The sequence below is a fragment of the Pseudogracilibacillus sp. SO30301A genome (assembly GCF_037072025.1).
Lineage (GTDB): Bacteria > Bacillota > Bacilli > Bacillales > Amphibacillaceae > Pseudogracilibacillus.
Genome location: NZ_JAXHDD010000052.1, coordinates 1 through 17,306 on the forward strand (window position 1 = coordinate 1; position 17,306 = coordinate 17,306).

A 17,306-nucleotide genomic window follows, 5' to 3' on the forward strand; every position below is an offset into this window, starting at 1 on the left:
ACAATAAAAATAATTTCAATCCACACTCCCTATTAAGGGAGTGACAGTTTTCATCGTGAGTTTAGGCTTGGTAAAAAGAATTTCAATCCACACTCCCTATTAAGGGAGTGACCCATTGCGCTTGTCCTTGTGAGATAGAGCAACTAATTTCAATCCACACTCCCTATTAAGGGAGTGACGATTTACAAAGGTGAAGCTGTAATCAATGAGGGCATTTCAATCCACACTCCCTATTAAGGGAGTGACTCAATCTTCCGGAAACAACCGCCTGATCAAAAGCTATTTCAATCCACACTCCCTATTAAGGGAGTGACTAAAATCATTCGGCGGTTTTATTGCAAAAATGTGATTTCAATCCACACTCCCTATTAAGGGAGTGACTTTCCAGACCATTCGTTTTCTTCTACAGCTTCAACATTTCAATCCACACTCCCTATTAAGGGAGTGACTTTTATTACGGATTTATATAAAATTTATGAGGAGATTTCAATCCACACTCCCTATTAAGGGAGTGACCTATTAGCTTATTTTAATGAAGCGATTTTAGATATTATTTCAATCCACACTCCCTATTAAGGGAGTGACGAACATATAGATATGCTTAATAAAATGTGGGAGATTTCAATCCACACTCCCTATTAAGGGAGTGACTTACTCAAATCCGACCTACCACATTACGCAAAAGATTTCAATCCACACTCCCTATTAAGGGAGTGACATGCACGGGTCACAAAAAGGGACAGAGAGATAGACATTTCAATCCACACTCCCTATTAAGGGAGTGACAAAAGCACTTGAATTAGCAATAGATGATTACGGATTTCAATCCACACTCCCTATTAAGGGAGTGACGAGAGTGAAGGTGTTGACGGATTTAGAGATTTAGATTTCAATCCACACTCCCTATTAAGGGAGTGACAAATCGATCTCCTGTTAAACGCTGCACTTCTCGAATTTCAATCCACACTCCCTATTAAGGGAGTGACGAACAGTTTATTGTAGACTTTGCAGAATGGTATATTTCAATCCACACTCCCTATTAAGGGAGTGACTGTTTTTTAGCAAGCTTAACCCTATTGCTGTAAATTTCAATCCACACTCCCTATTAAGGGAGTGACTGCGATATATTGACAAAATAACTTTCACCATACTACATATGGTTAATTTTTTTCAAAAAATGTCTACCCAATCAGTTCACATGACATTATTTAGGTAAATTGATTAATATTCGTGTGCGAACCTCACAGTGTTTTTATGTTCACTTGACGTTCGCACATCCCGCATTTTCTTTTTTCTCTTAGATTTACCAGAACCTCTTCTAAAACGTAACAATTTCGTGTAGTGTTAACCATCTGATAGTTCTCTATCAATTAAAACCTGATAGTCTGTTGGGAATGTGGAACGTCAACTTTATCTTTAAATTTAATATCAATCTTTTCAAACAATAAGTGCAAAGATTCATTGCTATAAGCTCTTATGCTGAAAAACATATAATCCACGAGTTGCCATTCTTCCACGTGCTGCTGATTTGTCTAAGTCCCACATGTTTACAAGCGATTCCCAAAACACTTCTAATTTTTTCAATGTTACCCCGTTTGTTTAGCAAAGGATGGTGAATAAAAACCATAAGTTATATACATTCCATACGTCACATACGCTTTTCTTCCCATTTGGCCGTACCTTGCTTCCCCTTCTTCATAGGGAATATTTTTATCTGATTCTCCAGAATTTGAAAGAGCGACTCTTGTAATGTTCATATCTAATGGTGTAATGCGGTCACAAGAACGAGCTAATGCTAATGAACTTCTTAACCTACTAATCTATTAAGTTAGATACTCATAATACCGCCTTTAGAAGCGTTCGTGACAAGTTTAGAATATCTAGCTAACCAGCCTGTTTTAATTTTCGGTTCAAACTCTTTTAAGTTTTTACGACGTTCTTCCAATTCCTCGTCAGATACTTTTAAGTTCATTGTTCGACTTGGCAAATCTATTTCAATCACATCACCATTTTGAACTAATGCAATCGGGCCGCCTTCTGCCGCTTCTGGTGAAATATGACCGATTGAAATTCCACGAGATGCTCCACTGAAACGTCCGTCTGTAATAAGTGCAACCTTTGTTCCAAGTCCGCGACCCATGATCGCAGATGTTGGTGCAAGCATTTCTGGCATACCAGGTCCACCTTTTGGTCCTTCGTATCGGATGACGACAACGTGTCCCTCTTGCACCGTTCCATCATCTATTTTCTCTTGTGCTTCCTCTTGTGAGTTAAATACAATCGCTTCTCCAGTAAAAGTTTTGATCGATGGGTCAACTGCTCCAACTTTAATAACAGATCCTTCTGGAGCGATATTTCCGTAAAGTACAGATAGTCCTCCAACTGGGCTGTATGGATTATCTTTTGTACGAATTACTTGAGGGTTCGTGATATGATGCTCTTCTACAAGCTCACCCATCGTTTTACCAGAAACTGTTATTCGCTCTGGATGAATTGCCCCAGGAATTTTTGTTAACTCATTAATAATCGCTTCTACTCCCCCGGCTTTATTAATATCATCCATCGAGATATCAGACGCTGGCATGATCTTCGCTAAGTATGGAACCTTTTCTGCTACTTTATTAATATCCGCTAAGTCATAATCAATTCCTGCTTCATTTGCAATTGCTAATGTGTGTAATACTGTATTTGTTGAGCCACCCATTGCCATATCAAGCGCAAACGCATCATCAATTGCCTCTTTTGTAATAATGTCGCGTGGCTTTACATCTTCTTTAATCATGCGTACTAAATGTTTGGCTGCTTCTTTGACTAACTCCTTACGCTTGTCGCTTGTTGCAACAATCGTTCCATTACCAGGAAGAGTAACACCTAACATTTCCATCAAACAGTTCATTGAATTCGCTGTAAACATACCAGAACAAGAACCACATGTTGGACAAGCATTCATTTCAATATCTAATAATTCTTCATCAGACATTTGACCTGATTTATGCGCTCCAACACCTTCAAATACAGATGTTAGGGAAATTTGTTTTCCTGTTGAACTCACCCCTGCTTCCATCGGTCCACCCGATACAAAAACGGAAGGGACATTCGTACGAGCAGCCGCCATCAGCATTCCAGGTGTAATTTTGTCGCAGTTTGGAATGTAAAATACTCCGTCAAACCAATGCGCGTTAATGACTGTTTCTGCAGAGTCAGCAATCAGTTCACGACTCGGTAACGAATAACGCATGCCAATATGGCCCATAGCAATACCATCGTCTACACCGATTGTATTAAATTCAAACGGAATACCACCTGCTTCAATAATCGCTTCTTTTACGACATCTGCAAACTCACGTAAATGCACATGTCCTGGAATAATATCGATGTAGGAATTACAAACACCAATAAAAGGCTTTTCTAAATCTCTCGGTTTTACTTTACCTGTTGCATACAAAAGACTACGGTGAGGGGCACGGTCAACTCCGATTTTAATCATATTACTTCTCATCTGAACACACACCTTTAATTTTAAAATTATTAAATCTATTTTAAATCCTTCGTTGTCTACTGTCAATGGCGTTGTATGACAAAATTTAGTTCTACCATAATGATTTACTCGAATATGCTATTGTTATATTCCTAAATCTTTCATTGCGTGTAATATATGAATTTTCATTGCACTTCTTGCTCCCTCTGGGTTCCGTGATTCCATAAACTCCATAATCATCTTATGGTCATTTATCGTATCTTTTGCAACTCGTTCGTTTTTTTGCGATAAGATTACCCCTTTATTAATCGCTTGAAAAATAACCGGCATTAACTTATCCATAAGTTCATTATGAGTAGCCTTGGCAATCGCTTTATGGAATTTTTGTTCAACATCTGTTCGATCCCGACCAAGGTTAATTTTTTCTTCAATTTGCTTACCGTACTCTAAAATACGTTTTAACTCTGCATCAGTAGCTCGTACTGTGGCATAATATGCAGCTTCTGGCTCAAATATTAAGCGCATTTCATACAAATCTTTCGCATTAATCCTTGCATTTGAAAGAGTATTAAATGATTTCATATTATTACTTAAATCAATATTTTTTTTAACAAATGTCCCTTTTCCTCTTTTAATTTCTAATATGCCATTAGTAACCAATATTCTAATGGCTTCACGTAGTGTCGTTCTGCTAACATTTAGCTCCTCAGATAATTCTATTTCGTTCGGAAGCTTATCACCTGGAGCGAATTTTTTTTCAATCGTAATCATAAACAATATATCATCAGCAATACTGTCAGAAAGTCTTTTCATACGACCCATATATCAAACCATTCCTTAATTTTCTTTTTAGTATAGCATAAGTTGTCTAATATTAATGTGTTGTATGCCCACTAACCTATGTTACGTGTTGTAAAGCTGAAAACTCTTCATTTAAAAAAACATACTTAAATTGCTGTTATGAAGATAAAAACAACATAAAACATTGGTGTTCTCATATATTTTCAAGAGTTTATCCTGTGTAATCGTAAATCTTCTGGCTAATCATCCTAGACCAATATAATTGTCTAAACAATTCGGCAGTTATATAAGTTGGAATTTTCTTAAAATTATAACATAAGAATAAAAGTTGACATACCTTGTTCAATAAGTATATTATTCTTATTAATAATATTAAATTACTTGGTATTAAGTTTTAGTTAGAAGAAAGTTAAAACAAAACAATATGTTTTGAAGAAATATATAGTGAATTTCCGATTGAAATCATTTGTTATAGATTAGATTAATTATATTAGTTTACCGAATTTTTCTACTAGAAATGATACCTATAGTAAGCATAATATTTTCTGTGATTGATGCATTTATCCCAATAATGAGGAGTGTTAGCTATGTTTAACAAAAGAAGAAGCTATTTATTGATTTTAGGTTTTCTACTCTTAATTTTAGTAGGTTGTGGGACATCCGAAAACTCTGAGGCACCAGCAGAAGAAGATACTTCCAATGACAATGCGAAACAAAAGATAAATATTGGTTATCAAAAAGGAAATACATTAAATATATTACGAGAAAGTGGTATTTTGGAGGAAATCCTTGAAGAAAATGGTCATGAAGTGGTATGGAAAGAATTTGGTGGTGGAGGTCCTTTATTGGAAGCACTATTCACGGGAGATATTGACTTTGGCCATGCGTCCGATGGAGCCGCCATTTTTGCCCAAGCAGGAAATAAACCACTTGTTTACGTTGGAGCGGATTATCCAAATCCAGAAGGTGTAGGTATACTCGTTCATAAAAGTTCGGGCATTAAAACTATTCAAGACTTAAAAGGAAAGAAAGTTGGAGCAAGTAAAGGTGGAAACCATCATTATTTAACTATTCTTGCCTTAAAAGAAGCAGGTATGGATATAGACGATGTTGAATGGGTCTTTTTGACAGATGCAGCTCAAGGAAGATCGGCTTTTGAAACTCAACAAATTGATGCATTCGCCACGTATGACCCATTTTTAGCAGGAACTGAAATTGATCTTGATACGATTAATATAGTTGAGGAACAAGATTTTGGGTACCCAAATCGAACATTCTATTTTGCTAATGTAGATTTCAATGAAGAACACCCAGAATTATTAGAGCTTATTTTAGAAGCTATTAATGAATCAGATAAATGGGCGAATGAAAATAAACCAGATGTTGTCAAACTTGTTTCTGAAGCACTTGGCATTGAAGAAGAAGTGATCGAACGTGCAACGGAACGCCGAAACTATGAACTCTCCAAAATTGATGAAGACATCATTGCCGCACAGCAAAAACAAGCGGATATTTACTTTGAGATTGATCTGCTGCCAGAAAAAGTGGACGTATCCAAGGATATGCCTATCCAATAGGAAGGAGAAGGAATGTGAGAGCGAATTTTTCTAAACAACTCGTACCATGGATTGTGCCAGCCTTAATAATTGTAGCCTGGCAATTGTTTTCTATGTATGAAATCGTATCTTCCCAACTCGTCCCTTCCCCATGGACAGTACTGTCAAGCGCCTATCAACTGGTTGTCTCTGGTGAATTGTTTTACCATATGCAAGGTAGTTTAGCAAGAGCATTCGTTGGTTTGCTTATTGGTGGAGGAATTGGTTTCATTATGGGGATTTCCAACGGCTTATCCAATATTTCTTTTCAATTATCTGATACAACCTTACAAATGATCCGTAACGTACCTAATCTTGCTCTAGTTCCTCTCGTTATTATTTGGTTTGGAATCGACGAAGGAGCTAAAATCTTTCTTGTTTCGATTAGTGTTATGTTTCCAGTTTATATTAATACGCTTCATGGGATCAGAAATATTGATCCCGGCTTTATCGAAATGGGAAGGATGTATGATTTAAAAGGTTGGCATCTTTTTAAAGAAATTTTATTACCAGGTGCGTTACCATCTATTTTTGTTGGTTTACGATATGCACTGGGAAGCATGTGGTTAACACTTATTATTGCGGAAACGATTGCGACTTCCCGAGGCATTGGTTATTTAGCGATGACTGCTCAACAATTTATGCAATCAGACATTATTATTATTACAATTATTTTATATGCTTTATTAGGAAAATTGGCTGACTTACTGGCACGCTGGGGAGAAAAAAAAGCACTAAGGTGGCATAAAAACTATGCCCATTAATAATTAGGGGGAGTAACTATGACTATGCCATCCATTGTTTCAAGAGAGTCAACACAAAATAAAGCGGTCCAAATTCAATTAGATCAAGTTGAAAAAAAGTTTGGTGAGCTTACCGTATTAAATAAATTATCATTGGAAATAAAAGCTGGTGAATTTGTCGCCATTGTTGGAAAGAGTGGGAGTGGCAAGAGTACTCTTTTACGGCTTATTGCAGGCCTGGAAACACCAACCTCTGGGTTTATTAATTTTGACGATACAACAATTAAAGAATCGAAGCAGAGTGCTAGAATGATGTATCAAGATTCCCGGTTACTACCATGGAAGTCAGTAGTGGATAATGTCGGACTAGGATTAAAAGGAAATTGGGTAAAAAGAGCCGAGAATACGCTTGATTATGTAGGTTTACTCTCTTATAAAAACGAATGGCCATCAACACTTTCCGGGGGGCAGCAACAAAGAGTGGCGCTTGCTAGAGCGCTTGTTCACCAGCCTTCCCTTTTATTGCTCGATGAGCCTTTAAGTGCATTAGACGCCTTAACTCGTATGGAAATGCAAAATCTAATTGAAAACTTATGGCTCGAACATGGCTTTACGGCGCTACTGGTTACTCATGATGTTCGAGAAGCCGTAAAACTAGGAGATCGAATTATTCTTATCGAAGATGGAAAAATTAATCTAAATATAAAAAATAAAGCCAAACGCCCCCGCGAATTATCCAATGCTTCGCAAGCCTTAATGGAAAAAAATATTTTAGAGCAAATTATGAATGGGAACTAACTGAACCGTATCTTTAAAATAACTTTATGAAACAGTTGAGTAGTTAAATTTTATATGATTAAAATGTGGATTGAGATCTGCATCTAGTCTTAAAAGTTATAATTATATTGTAAAGGTCATGTATTATTCAATTGTAGTCATGTCCTAATAAAATCGAAAACTGCTACAGTTTGAAAAGTATTTCATATGTAGCGGTTTTTTCTCTAATGAATGAAAGATCATTTAAAGATAAATAATTAACCATTTTTCACACAATTATAATTACTAAATTTAGCAATACCATTATTTGTCTTTTTTATGTTCATTAAATGCATACCCATTTAAAACAAGGTTTAAAAAAGATAAAAATATGCAGTTTTAGAGAGTGTTGTTCTATAAATTTGAAGTTTTCCTTTCTTTTTTACATTTTAAATCATATTGTATTATCCCCATTGTTCTTAATTAACAAATTGACTATAACCAAGTATAATTGTTAGTAATAATAAATAGGAAGTGAATAATGTGAAAAAGAACTTTCGAAATACGTACAACTTTAATGCTGGTCCATCAGCACTTCCAACCGCTGTTTTAGAAAAAGCCCAACAAGAACTTACAAACTTCCAAGGTACTGGAATGTCTGTGATGGAATTAAGTCACCGCAGCAAAACGTTTGAAGACGTACATAATGAAGCTATTACTCGTTTTAAAAAGCTGTATGCAATTCCAGATGACTATGAGGTTGTTTTTCTACAAGGCGGGGCAAGTTTACAGTTTTCAATGATTCCAATGAACTTTTTAACGCAAGACCATAAAGCCGGATATATTATGACAGGGTCTTGGTCGGAAAAGGCATTTAAGGAAACAAAATTTTTCGGGGAAGCGTATCATATTGCAAGCTCAAAAGAGGATCAATACCGTTCTATCCCTGAAATTTCAGCAAATGATTTTGATGCGAATGATGCCTATGTACATTTAACTTCGAACAATACGATCTATGGTACACAGTGGCAGGCCTTTCCTGATACTGGACAAGTCCCTTTAATCGCTGACATGTCGAGTGACATAATGTCAAAAGCTATCGATATCAATAATTTCGATATGATTTATGCTGGGGCACAAAAAAACCTTGGACCGTCAGGAGTAACGGTAGCTATTATTCGAAAAAGCCTGCTTAAAAAAGCCAATAAAAATCTACCTTCTATGCTCTCTTATCAAACATACGTAGACAAAAATTCACTCTACAACACACCACCGACATTTGCTATTTATATGTTAGGTGAAGTGCTGAAGTGGATCGAGCTACAAGGTGGACTTGAAGCGATCGCAAGCAATAACGAAGAAAAAGCAAAATATATCTATGATGCCATTGACAATAGTAATGGTTTTTATGTCGGTCATGCAGAAAAAAATAGTCGCTCCCTTATGAATATCACATTCCGAGTTCAAAATGAAGAATTAGAGAAGAAGTTTTTAGCTGAAGCTGCAGAGGAAGGTTTTGTCGGATTAAACGGACATCGCTCTGTCGGCGGTTGTCGTGCATCAACGTATAATGCCGTTCCGCCAGAAGCATGTCTTGCATTAAGTGAATTTATGAAAGATTTCCAACAGAAAAATAGTTAAGTGTAAAATGAGACATTCCACTTTTAGTGAGTGTCTTTTTACTTTTTGCGAAAAACTTAAGTACTTATATTCCATTACCCGTTTTTGAGCAAAAACTTTGCTCCTTATTAATTCAATAAAAAAGCCTCTTTAAAAGAGAAAAAAGGCAAAAAGAACCCGCATGAACACTGAATTTTTGGTATAGATAGGTACATCCAACTCAACCAAAAAGGACGTGTTATCATGCGGAAAAATGTACCAAAAAACTAAAATTATATAAACATGTTTGCAATTAATATTACAATTAACCCAACAAACCACATAAGCGTTGTAGGTAATGACCAAACCATAATCTGCTCTTTTACATTTTTTATACCGGACATACGATTAACTACCCAGAAAAGGCTATCATTAAAATAGGAGAAGACAAGTGATCCCATTGCAGCAGCTTGAGCAGCTAATGCCATGTTTATATCTAGCTGAGCTAAAATAGGAGCCGAAATAGACGCTGCAGTAATCATTGCTACTGTTCCACTCCCTTGAATTAGGCGTACTAGTGATGCAATGATGAATGGAATAAGTACTGCTGGTAATGCTAATCCTGCAATCTGCGTTGCAATATAGTCTCCTGCTCCACTTTCACGGAGCACGTTACCTAATGCTCCACCTGCGCCAGTAACGAGAATGATAATACCTGATGATTGAATACCTTCTTCCATACGCTCCAAAGTTTCTGTTCGGCTTAAGTTTTTAGTTAGCCCGTAAATGGCAACGAGTAATCCAATGGCAACTGCGATTATCGGATTCCCGATGAAGGTGAAAATGCTATAAAAACCTTCTGTAAGATCTAAAGCTGCTAATGTTGTGTTAAAGAAAATAAGAATTATCGGTACAATGATTGGTAAGAGTGACCTTGTCAATGAAGGTAAATTATTTTCTCTTTCATTCATTAACTCCACTATTTCAGGGTACTCAATTTCCTTATCAGGTCTATGAAATCCGTCACCTGTTTCATCTGGTATTTGGTAAATCCTTTTACCAAGCCACTTTGCATATAACACCCCGGTAATCACAAGTGGAATCCCGAATATTAATCCAAGTAATATCATTAAACCAATATCAACACCAAAGATTCCGGCAACACCTAAAGGTCCAGGTGTTGGTGGTACTAGTGAATGTGTTACGACAAGTCCGGTAGCAAGAGCTACGCCGATAGACACAACAGATTTCCCGGTTCTCCTGGAAAGCGATTTCACAATCGGGTTTAAAATAACAAATGCAGAGTCTACAAATATTGGTATGGAAACTATATATCCTGCAATAGCCATTGCCCACTCTTCTTTTTTCTTTCCAACCCACTTGATAAATGAAAAAGCAAGTGTCTCTGCAGCTCCTGTAACTTCTAGGATTTTTCCCATCATTACTCCTAAACCGATGACAATACCAATAGAGGCCAAAGTGCTCCCAAATCCTTCTGAGATAGCTTCTGCTACTGAACCCGGAGCCATGCCACCTACTATACCTGCAATCGATGCAGCAATAAGTAAAGCCACAAATGCATGTACTTTTGTTTTTAATACTAATAAGATTAATACAATAACACCTAATAATAATCCAGCAATTAATTGAGTGCCTGAAACCTCCATATTATTCTCCTCCTCGTTTATTTACTCTTTTAAAGTGTCTCTATATTCCAAGTCCGGTAAAAATGACACTGCGAATTTCGCACGAATGCTTGTTTCTCCGCTCCTTGAAAAAGGAAAGCACTTTTTCTGCGTGCTAGAAGCGTTTCCTTGGAAAAGAAAATCACTTTTCCTGCGTGCCAGATCTTTGCTCATGTATCTAAATGCATACATTCCGCTGCTCAAACTGCGCGCCTCGAACTTCTTGATCCTTTTTATCCTCCTTTTTTAGAGAAATAAAGGAGTGATTATCCTTTATTTCTCTATCTATTACAAACTTGACCTGGTAAACTTTGTTGCATATTTTGCGGCTAGTTTAATACATTCTTCCATGCTTGTACTTTCAGCAATGTTTTTGCCTGCAATATCAAATGCTGTTCCATGATCGACTGATGTTCTCAAAAATGGTAACCCGTTTGTAATGGAAATCGTTCTGTGAAAATCAGTCATTTTTGCAGCGATGTGTCCTTGATCGTGGTAAAGCGAGAGTACCGCATCATACTTACCATTTAATGCTTGGAAAAACACGGAATCAGCAGGAACAGGACCAACTGCATCGATTCCTTCTTTAACAGCCGCTTCAATTCCAGGTCTAATTTCCTCAACCTCTTCCATTCCAAACAGACCACCTTCACCACTATGTGGGTTAAGACCAGCAACTGCAAACTTTCTATTTTCTACGCCTAATCGTTGTAGTGCTTTATCACATCTGATTAAATAATCATGCACTCTTTCCTTTGTTATTTGTCCAATTGCATCCTTTAATGACAGGTGACGTGTGAGAAAGAAGATGCGCATCCCTCTAACTTCAAACATGGTAAGTGGATCCTCTGTTCCAGCAAGATCTTCCAGCATTTCTGTATGACCGATGTAGGGAACCTTTGCTGCTTTAAGTGATTCTTTGTTAATAGGAGTAGTGGCTAATGCTTGTACTTCTCCTGCCAATGCTAATTCAACTGATTTTTTGATATATTCAAAAGCCCCTTGACCACCTTGAACAGAAACTTGTCCATATTCAAGTGCATTCATGTCAATGTTACCTAAATCAATCATATCCACTGTACCAAATTGATATTTCCCTTCTTTCGGGGAAGATACTTTATTGATTGCTAATTCAACCTCTATAATTTGAATAGCCTTTTCAATTACCGCATAGTCACCTATAATTAACGGTTTACTTACATTATAAATCTCCTCGTTCGCTAAAGATTTCATTGCAATTTCAGGACCAATACCAGCAGGATCACCCATTGGTATTGCTATAATTGGTCTATCATTTGTCATATCTTGTTCCTCCTCGATGTTATTCATTCGAATAATTTTGAATTTAATTTTTAGATGCACTTACAGTCATTAGATGCTTTACACTTTGATAGATTGCCTTTTTGTCTCCAGCCATACCACCTTTTGTAACAAGAGGAAAGCCATCAAAATGCCCCCCAATAAATTGTCCGTATGCAACTAGCGGAAGTACCTCATCAATTAATTTGATTCCCTCAGCATTTCCAATAGAGCATAGTGACGCAGTTATATCCCCGCCACTGGAGAAGCATCCGCCAATTTCAAAATTGCTGTTTTCAATAACAATACGGGTTATTTTAGCCAATCCATCTGCTATCCGCTTAGCAAGATAATCTTGAGTGGTTGCTTCTTTTGTAGCTATCTCTTTAAGATTTAAATTTTCTGCGGTAGGCGATTGTGTTGTAATGATAATAATTTCCTGTCTTTTCATTTCTTCTAAAGCACTACTTACCGCTCTATTTACCTCTTCTTCCCAAGTATTGGTTAAAGTGGCCAATTTTCCTGCATCAACATAGACAGGCTTGACCATTGTTTTTTCCATTAAATAATGAAGTTGGGTCTGACTATTTTTTGTGACACTACCAATCGTTACGATTATTTTTTTATTCGAAGAGCCTCCGCTTGTATATGCCTTCGAATACTCGGCAGTCAATGGACCAGGATCAACCGGAATCATTTGATAATCTCTTATCATGGCCATTGCGTTAGCTATATCTTCGATTTCCTCGTTAGTTACTGCATCTAAAACGATAATTCTACTTCCTTCGTCTATTTGCTGTTTCATAGCATGAACGATGGCTTTTTGACCAGTTAGAACCGTTTCTAATCCAATATGTGAAACCAGAAAATCACTTTGCTTTTGAACGATTTCCGGTACATAGGATTGTGTCAAAGGTATTACGGGGTCTTTAGCAACATCCGTAGCCTGAACAGGGACACCATTAACTAATAAGTAACCGCCAGATGTGATACGACCAGAGTCTGGAAAGGATGCAACAACAACAGCAATCGATTGTTCACCGCTCTGAGTTAATATGGCATCGATCTCAATACCAATGTTGCCCCTAACTGTACTATCAATTCGCTTGCATATCACATCTGTTTTCCATTCAATGCAGTTTTCGAGTGCTTTTTTAACCCTTTTCTGTGCAACCTCTGGTTTGGCATATCTACTATCTGTGTCAATACATACAGCATCAAAATCTTCAGTGAAAGGAGGCTGGTCATAATACACCATGGTTGCTACTTGAAAACCTTGCTTTGTTAGTCTTACCCCAGTTGCATTTGCACCTGTTAAATCATCAGCAATAACACCTATTTTCATTTTTCATTTCTCCTTGGGATAATAACTTTCAAATATTCTCTTATTTTTTCCTTATATTCTTCAGTTATTCCCTCATCTGTAATAACTCCATTAATATTCGAAAGGTCACATATCTTTGCAAAGGATTTTTGACCAAATTTACTAGAATCTGTTACTAACCAGGTTGTTTCCGCTGCTTCTATCATTAGCTTTTTAATGTAAGCCTTCTCGAAAGTCGTAGAAGTTAACCCTGCTTCCGGATCAACAGCATGTGTACCTAGAAATAGCAAATCAACATGAATATTTTTAATTGTATGTTCTGTTAGCGGACCAAATAAGGCGCCAATGTTGTTTTGCAGTTCTCCTCCGGCAATAATCACCTTTAATTCACTATTCATTAGCTCAGCAGCAATTTTTATGTCGTTTGTTATAACAGTAATATTTCTTCTGTTTTTTAATAGTTTTGCTATTTCATATGTGGTTGTACCCGAATCCAATAAAATAGTGGAGTTTTCTGGAATAATCTCTATAGCAGTTTGTGCAATTCGTTGCTTTTGAGCACTGAATTTTGTTTCCTTTACTTGAAAAGAACTTTCTTTAACCAATGGTTTATTCAACACAGCACCACCATACGTACGAATAACCTTTCCCTCAGATTCCAAACCATTTAAATCTCTACGAATAGTCATCGTCGATACATTTAATTGATCCGCTAATTGATCTACATCAATTTTTTTATCCATATTTAAACGTTCTAAAATTAAATCTCTACGGTCTTTTGGATTCAAAATAATCACCTTGTTCAATGTTAACATTTTATATTTATATTATGTTCATTACAAACAAAAATGTCAAGTTTATTTGTTTATTATGTTTACATATAACATCTATTATTATATTATAAAAAGTAATACAATATTAAGACCTGACCTTTCCTCGTTTACATATTAAAAAAACCTTGAAAAGGTGAGCTAATCAAGGTTTTCATTCTTTGCAATTAAATAGATGCCCCTTAAGGGACATCTTTTTTTAATACATTTTATGGTCTTTATGCGTACCAGAATCAGTGAGAAACCAAGGAGCGAGCGTTTTAATTTGGGTGATTTTTGATGTTTTCTGTTACGAATTCAAGTTTCACTTAAAAAGTTAATGCAACACTACAGATTTGTTATACTATATATAATGGAAATATGAAACTTGTTACTTTAAAAATTTTATTGAGGAGTGGTAATTTGGAAACTGTATGTTTGCTTTTAACACTTGCCTTAATTTTTTATTTAAACATTGGCTTTTTTATACCAAGTTTAATAAATGTAAGTGAAGAGGATATTGGTGAAAATTTAAAACACCTAAAGAAACACCAATGGTTCAAGAATTATCTTAGTAATGAAGAACACAAAAAATTAATTGTTCACAATAAAAATGTCCGTAAAATTATTGGTGGTTTAAAGACCAGAAAACTTGAGAGAGAACCCTATTTACTTAGGTGCCAGAAAAAAATAAACAAAATCCTAATTAAAGAATTGAATAATATCACTTAAGTAGATTTCGAAAATTCATTTTGGTCTTTCATCTGTGTTATTTATGCCATAAAAAAGATACGAGAGATTATTTCGTATCTTTTTTAGTTGAGTGGAATTTTGTCTATCACACTGAAAAAGCCTATAATTTTTTTTTTACCGAGTACGGCTTTCGGAAACTGCAACGCACAACAAATTTGAGTCCCACCCTCTGTTCAAGATGAAGAGATTTTAAAAACTTCGTTACGAAAATATAACTGTGATATATTATCTAAACAAAAAATACGCGTGATCTTCGTTACTATAAATTTAATAACGGTGTTAGAGGAAGTATTATAGATATTAAATTATACTCCCCCTTGCCACTAGAGCATTAACTTCCGTTTGTTTTTTCATTATTTTTTCTAATTGTTAGTTAGTTCCATCCACGTTTGTATTGTTTTGGAGCAATCAAATCGTATCCAAGTTCATCTGCTGCCGCTTTAGCCCAATAAGGGTTTCTGAGTAAGGCTCTGCCAATGAATACGAGATCTGCCCTATTATTTTGTAAAATCTCTTCGGCCTGGATTCCTGTAGTGATTAAGCCAACTGTCCCGGTAGCAATCGCAGAATTCTTTCTAATTACCTCGCTATGCTTGACTTGGTAACCAGGGTATAATTTAATACGGACTGGTACAACTCCACCTGTACTACAATCAATTAAGTCTACACCATGTATTTTCATTTTTTTTGTAAAATATATGAAATCTTCCTCTGTATTTCCTTGTTCATTATATTCATTTGCGGAAATACGTACAAAAAGTGGACCATCCCATTCTTTTTTTACTGCCTCGATAATTTCATAAAGGAAATGGTAGCGATTATCTCTGCTACCGCCATATTTATCTGTACGCTTATTGGTTAACGGTGATAAAAACTGATTGATTAAATAGCCATGTGCCCCGTGAATCTCAATAATATCAAAGCCGGCTTCTTTTGCACGTCTAGCTCCGTTTTTAAAAGCTTCAATCGTCGTTCTGATATCTTCCACGCTCATCTCGACCGGTTTTATTGACGTCTCATTAAATGGTAGGGGTGATGGGGCATAAATAAGTGAATTTAATTCCGCCTTTCTTCCAGCATGCGCTAGTTGAATCGCCGATTTCGCCCCATAATTATGGATTTCTTTATTTAACTGTTTTAAACCAGCAACATGCTTATCATCCCATATCCCAAGATCCTGATCCGAGATTCGTCCTTCAGGTTGAACCGCCGTTGCTTCCACCACGATTAGTCCCACTTGGCCAACGGCACGAGAAATATAATGTGATAAATGAAAAGGTGTAATCATCCCATCCTTCCCAATCGATGAATACATACACATCGGAGACATCACAATACGATTTTTTAATGTTACGCCTTTAAAATCTATTGGTGAAAAAAGCTTTGCCATTTATACCCTCCTCCATCCATGTTGCCTTTTTAGCTTGATTCATTCTTTATCTAAAGTTACCTTACATATAGTTTTAGAATGCTAGTAAAGGTAAATTCTCTTTCAATCGAAGCTGATTCATCTCACGATTGAAATCACGACTAAATATATTATTTATTAAACAACGTTTAACAGCCTTCTATATCGCAACCCATTCCCTGCACCGATTATTTTTATCGGCATGATGATAACCTCCTAATTTTAACGGAATACTGTATCTGCATATAGTTTTATTGTAACTATTCCTTTTGGTTTTGTAAAAATAGATGTTTATGAACTATTAAGTGAACCTCTACCTAAATCAAAGATTTTGGTGGAGCTTCCCTTGACTTAAATACAGCTACTTCACGCAATTTTAGTATCATTGATACTAAGCGCCTGCTGGTAGACCCGTATGAATTATAAATAGAATAATCATTTTGCAAATGCTAGAAACGAGGGCTTGGCGAAAGCAACAAGTGAATGGACATTATGGTTCGATGCGGACGAATGTCTACACATACAGCATCCTGAAGCCAATAAAAAACGTTAAAAAATAGGAAAGCAAATGTACTTTTCCTCCAATAACAAATTCTATTGGAAATCGTTTAAACTCAAAAGACCAAGCATCCTATATTCATTATCAGTGTCGTTTTTTTCGTAACCATCAATTATTCAATTTTTTATGACACTTTGGATCATTGGTTCAATATATATATACAATTTCCTACAGCCTTTTCGGACACTTCTTCTGAATCGTTTAAAAGCTACCTCAAGACACTGTTTGATAACGGTCGAGCTTTAGATTTTTCACTAGACCAAAACAGGCTTCATCAAATATGTTGACTTTTCCAAGTGGTAAGCTTATAATTCAATTTAATTAAATAATTAAATCTTATTAAGAGAGGCGGAGGGACTGACCCTGTGAAACCTCAGCAACCAGCAATTTATTGTATGGTGCTAATTTCAGAAGAATACATTGTATTCTGAAGATGAGATGAAATGTTCGTGTTGTTATTTGTAGACATGCCCTTCTCTCATCGCTTAATGAGAGGA

The 17,306-nt window shown here is 36.1% G+C and carries 12 protein-coding genes, 2 pseudogenes, 1 CRISPR repeat array and 1 riboswitch; of the genes and pseudogenes, 6 read left to right on the top strand and 8 right to left on the bottom strand.

From position 1 onward, the window contains the following. The first annotated feature begins 12 nt into the window (after window positions 1-12). Window positions 13-1,118: direct repeats of the CRISPR family, unit length 33 nt; unit sequence ATTTCAATCCACACTCCCTATTAAGGGAGTGAC. Between the two features lie 346 nt (window positions 1,119-1,464). The 3 genes and pseudogenes from SPD89_RS17970 to SPD89_RS17980 all read right to left on the bottom strand — a co-directional run bounded on the left by SPD89_RS17970 (window position 1,465) and on the right by SPD89_RS17980 (window position 4,300). Continuing rightward, window positions 1,465-1,820, bottom strand: a pseudogene (locus SPD89_RS17970) (type I CRISPR-associated protein Cas7). A gap of 8 nt (window positions 1,821-1,828) precedes the next feature. Continuing rightward, the gene (gene ilvD, locus SPD89_RS17975; RefSeq protein ID WP_336263328.1) at window positions 1,829-3,499 is read right to left on the bottom strand and encodes a dihydroxy-acid dehydratase; all 1,671 of its coding nucleotides are present in this window, start codon (window positions 3,497-3,499) and stop codon (window positions 1,829-1,831) included. Window positions 3,500-3,622: 123 nt separating this feature from the next. Further along, on the bottom strand, window positions 3,623-4,300 hold the full coding sequence (locus SPD89_RS17980) for a FadR/GntR family transcriptional regulator (protein WP_336263329.1): 678 nt from the start codon (window positions 4,298-4,300) through the stop codon (window positions 3,623-3,625). Window positions 4,301-4,866: 566 nt separating this feature from the next. Between SPD89_RS17980 and SPD89_RS17985 the strand changes: the two genes are divergently transcribed. The 4 genes from SPD89_RS17985 (at window position 4,867) to serC (ending at window position 9,014) form a co-directional block, all read left to right on the top strand. Then, window positions 4,867-5,856 carry an aliphatic sulfonate ABC transporter substrate-binding protein gene (locus SPD89_RS17985; protein WP_336263330.1) on the top strand — a complete coding sequence of 330 codons (990 nt, stop codon included), beginning with the start codon at window positions 4,867-4,869 and terminating at the stop codon, window positions 5,854-5,856. A gap of 14 nt (window positions 5,857-5,870) precedes the next feature. Further along, window positions 5,871-6,638, top strand: a complete 768-nt coding sequence (locus SPD89_RS17990) for an ABC transporter permease subunit (RefSeq protein WP_336263331.1) — start codon at window positions 5,871-5,873, stop codon at window positions 6,636-6,638. Between the two features lie 18 nt (window positions 6,639-6,656). After that, entirely contained in the window at window positions 6,657-7,415 is a 759-nt protein-coding gene (locus SPD89_RS17995) for an ATP-binding cassette domain-containing protein (RefSeq protein ID WP_336263332.1), read from the top strand. A gap of 501 nt (window positions 7,416-7,916) precedes the next feature. Then, window positions 7,917-9,014 (top strand): 3-phosphoserine/phosphohydroxythreonine transaminase, encoded by a 1,098-nt coding sequence (serC, locus tag SPD89_RS18000; RefSeq protein ID WP_336263333.1) that lies wholly within the window; start codon window positions 7,917-7,919, stop codon window positions 9,012-9,014. Between the two features lie 251 nt (window positions 9,015-9,265). On the opposite strand, the gene SPD89_RS18005 is transcribed toward serC, so the two are convergent. From SPD89_RS18005 to SPD89_RS18020, 4 genes are all read right to left on the bottom strand, one after another. Beyond that, entirely contained in the window at window positions 9,266-10,639 is a 1,374-nt protein-coding gene (locus tag SPD89_RS18005; RefSeq protein ID WP_336263334.1) for a GntP family permease, read from the bottom strand. Between the two features lie 306 nt (window positions 10,640-10,945). After that, window positions 10,946-11,959 carry a 4-hydroxythreonine-4-phosphate dehydrogenase PdxA gene (pdxA, locus tag SPD89_RS18010; RefSeq protein WP_336263335.1) on the bottom strand — a complete coding sequence of 338 codons (1,014 nt, stop codon included), beginning with the start codon at window positions 11,957-11,959 and terminating at the stop codon, window positions 10,946-10,948. Between the two features lie 43 nt (window positions 11,960-12,002). Continuing rightward, window positions 12,003-13,301 (bottom strand): four-carbon acid sugar kinase family protein, encoded by a 1,299-nt coding sequence (locus SPD89_RS18015; RefSeq protein WP_336263336.1) that lies wholly within the window; start codon window positions 13,299-13,301, stop codon window positions 12,003-12,005. After that, a complete protein-coding gene (locus SPD89_RS18020; protein WP_442961199.1) occupies window positions 13,298-14,077 on the bottom strand; it encodes a DeoR/GlpR family DNA-binding transcription regulator in 780 nt (259 codons plus the stop codon). The genes SPD89_RS18015 and SPD89_RS18020 overlap by 4 nt, the downstream gene beginning before the upstream one ends. 435 nt (window positions 14,078-14,512) lie before the next feature. On the opposite strand from SPD89_RS18020, the gene SPD89_RS18025 reads away from it, so the two are divergent. Then, window positions 14,513-14,821: a hypothetical protein gene (locus SPD89_RS18025; protein ID WP_336263338.1), complete on the top strand. Its 309-nt coding sequence runs from the start codon at window positions 14,513-14,515 to the stop codon at window positions 14,819-14,821. Window positions 14,822-15,215: 394 nt separating this feature from the next. Here SPD89_RS18025 and namA read toward each other — a convergent pair whose 3' ends face one another. After that, window positions 15,216-16,232 carry an NADPH dehydrogenase NamA gene (gene namA / locus SPD89_RS18030; protein WP_336263339.1) on the bottom strand — a complete coding sequence of 339 codons (1,017 nt, stop codon included), beginning with the start codon at window positions 16,230-16,232 and terminating at the stop codon, window positions 15,216-15,218. A gap of 460 nt (window positions 16,233-16,692) precedes the next feature. Between namA and SPD89_RS23215 the strand changes: the two are divergent. Further along, window positions 16,693-16,803 (top strand): annotated as a pseudogene (locus SPD89_RS23215) (glycosyltransferase); the annotation flags it as partial. Between the two features lie 339 nt (window positions 16,804-17,142). After that, window positions 17,143-17,249: riboswitch (SAM riboswitch) on the top strand. The last annotated feature ends 57 nt before the right edge of the window (window positions 17,250-17,306 follow it).

Bases quoted from the DNA above. Each gene is read 5' to 3' on its own strand.
- ilvD (WP_336263328.1), bottom strand. From the start codon at position 3,499: ATGAGAAGTAATATGATTAAAATCGGAGTTGACCGTGCCCCTCACCGT.
- SPD89_RS17980 (WP_336263329.1), bottom strand. From the start codon at position 4,300: ATGGGTCGTATGAAAAGACTTTCTGACAGTATTGCTGATGATATATTG.
- SPD89_RS17985 (WP_336263330.1), top strand. From the start codon at position 4,867: ATGTTTAACAAAAGAAGAAGCTATTTATTGATTTTAGGTTTTCTACTC.
- SPD89_RS17995 (WP_336263332.1), top strand. From the start codon at position 6,657: ATGACTATGCCATCCATTGTTTCAAGAGAGTCAACACAAAATAAAGCG.
- SPD89_RS18005 (WP_336263334.1), bottom strand. From the start codon at position 10,639: ATGGAGGTTTCAGGCACTCAATTAATTGCTGGATTATTATTAGGTGTT.
- pdxA (WP_336263335.1), bottom strand. From the start codon at position 11,959: ATGACAAATGATAGACCAATTATAGCAATACCAATGGGTGATCCTGCT.
- SPD89_RS18015 (WP_336263336.1), bottom strand. From the start codon at position 13,301: ATGAAAATAGGTGTTATTGCTGATGATTTAACAGGTGCAAATGCAACT.
- namA (WP_336263339.1), bottom strand. From the start codon at position 16,232: ATGGCAAAGCTTTTTTCACCAATAGATTTTAAAGGCGTAACATTAAAA.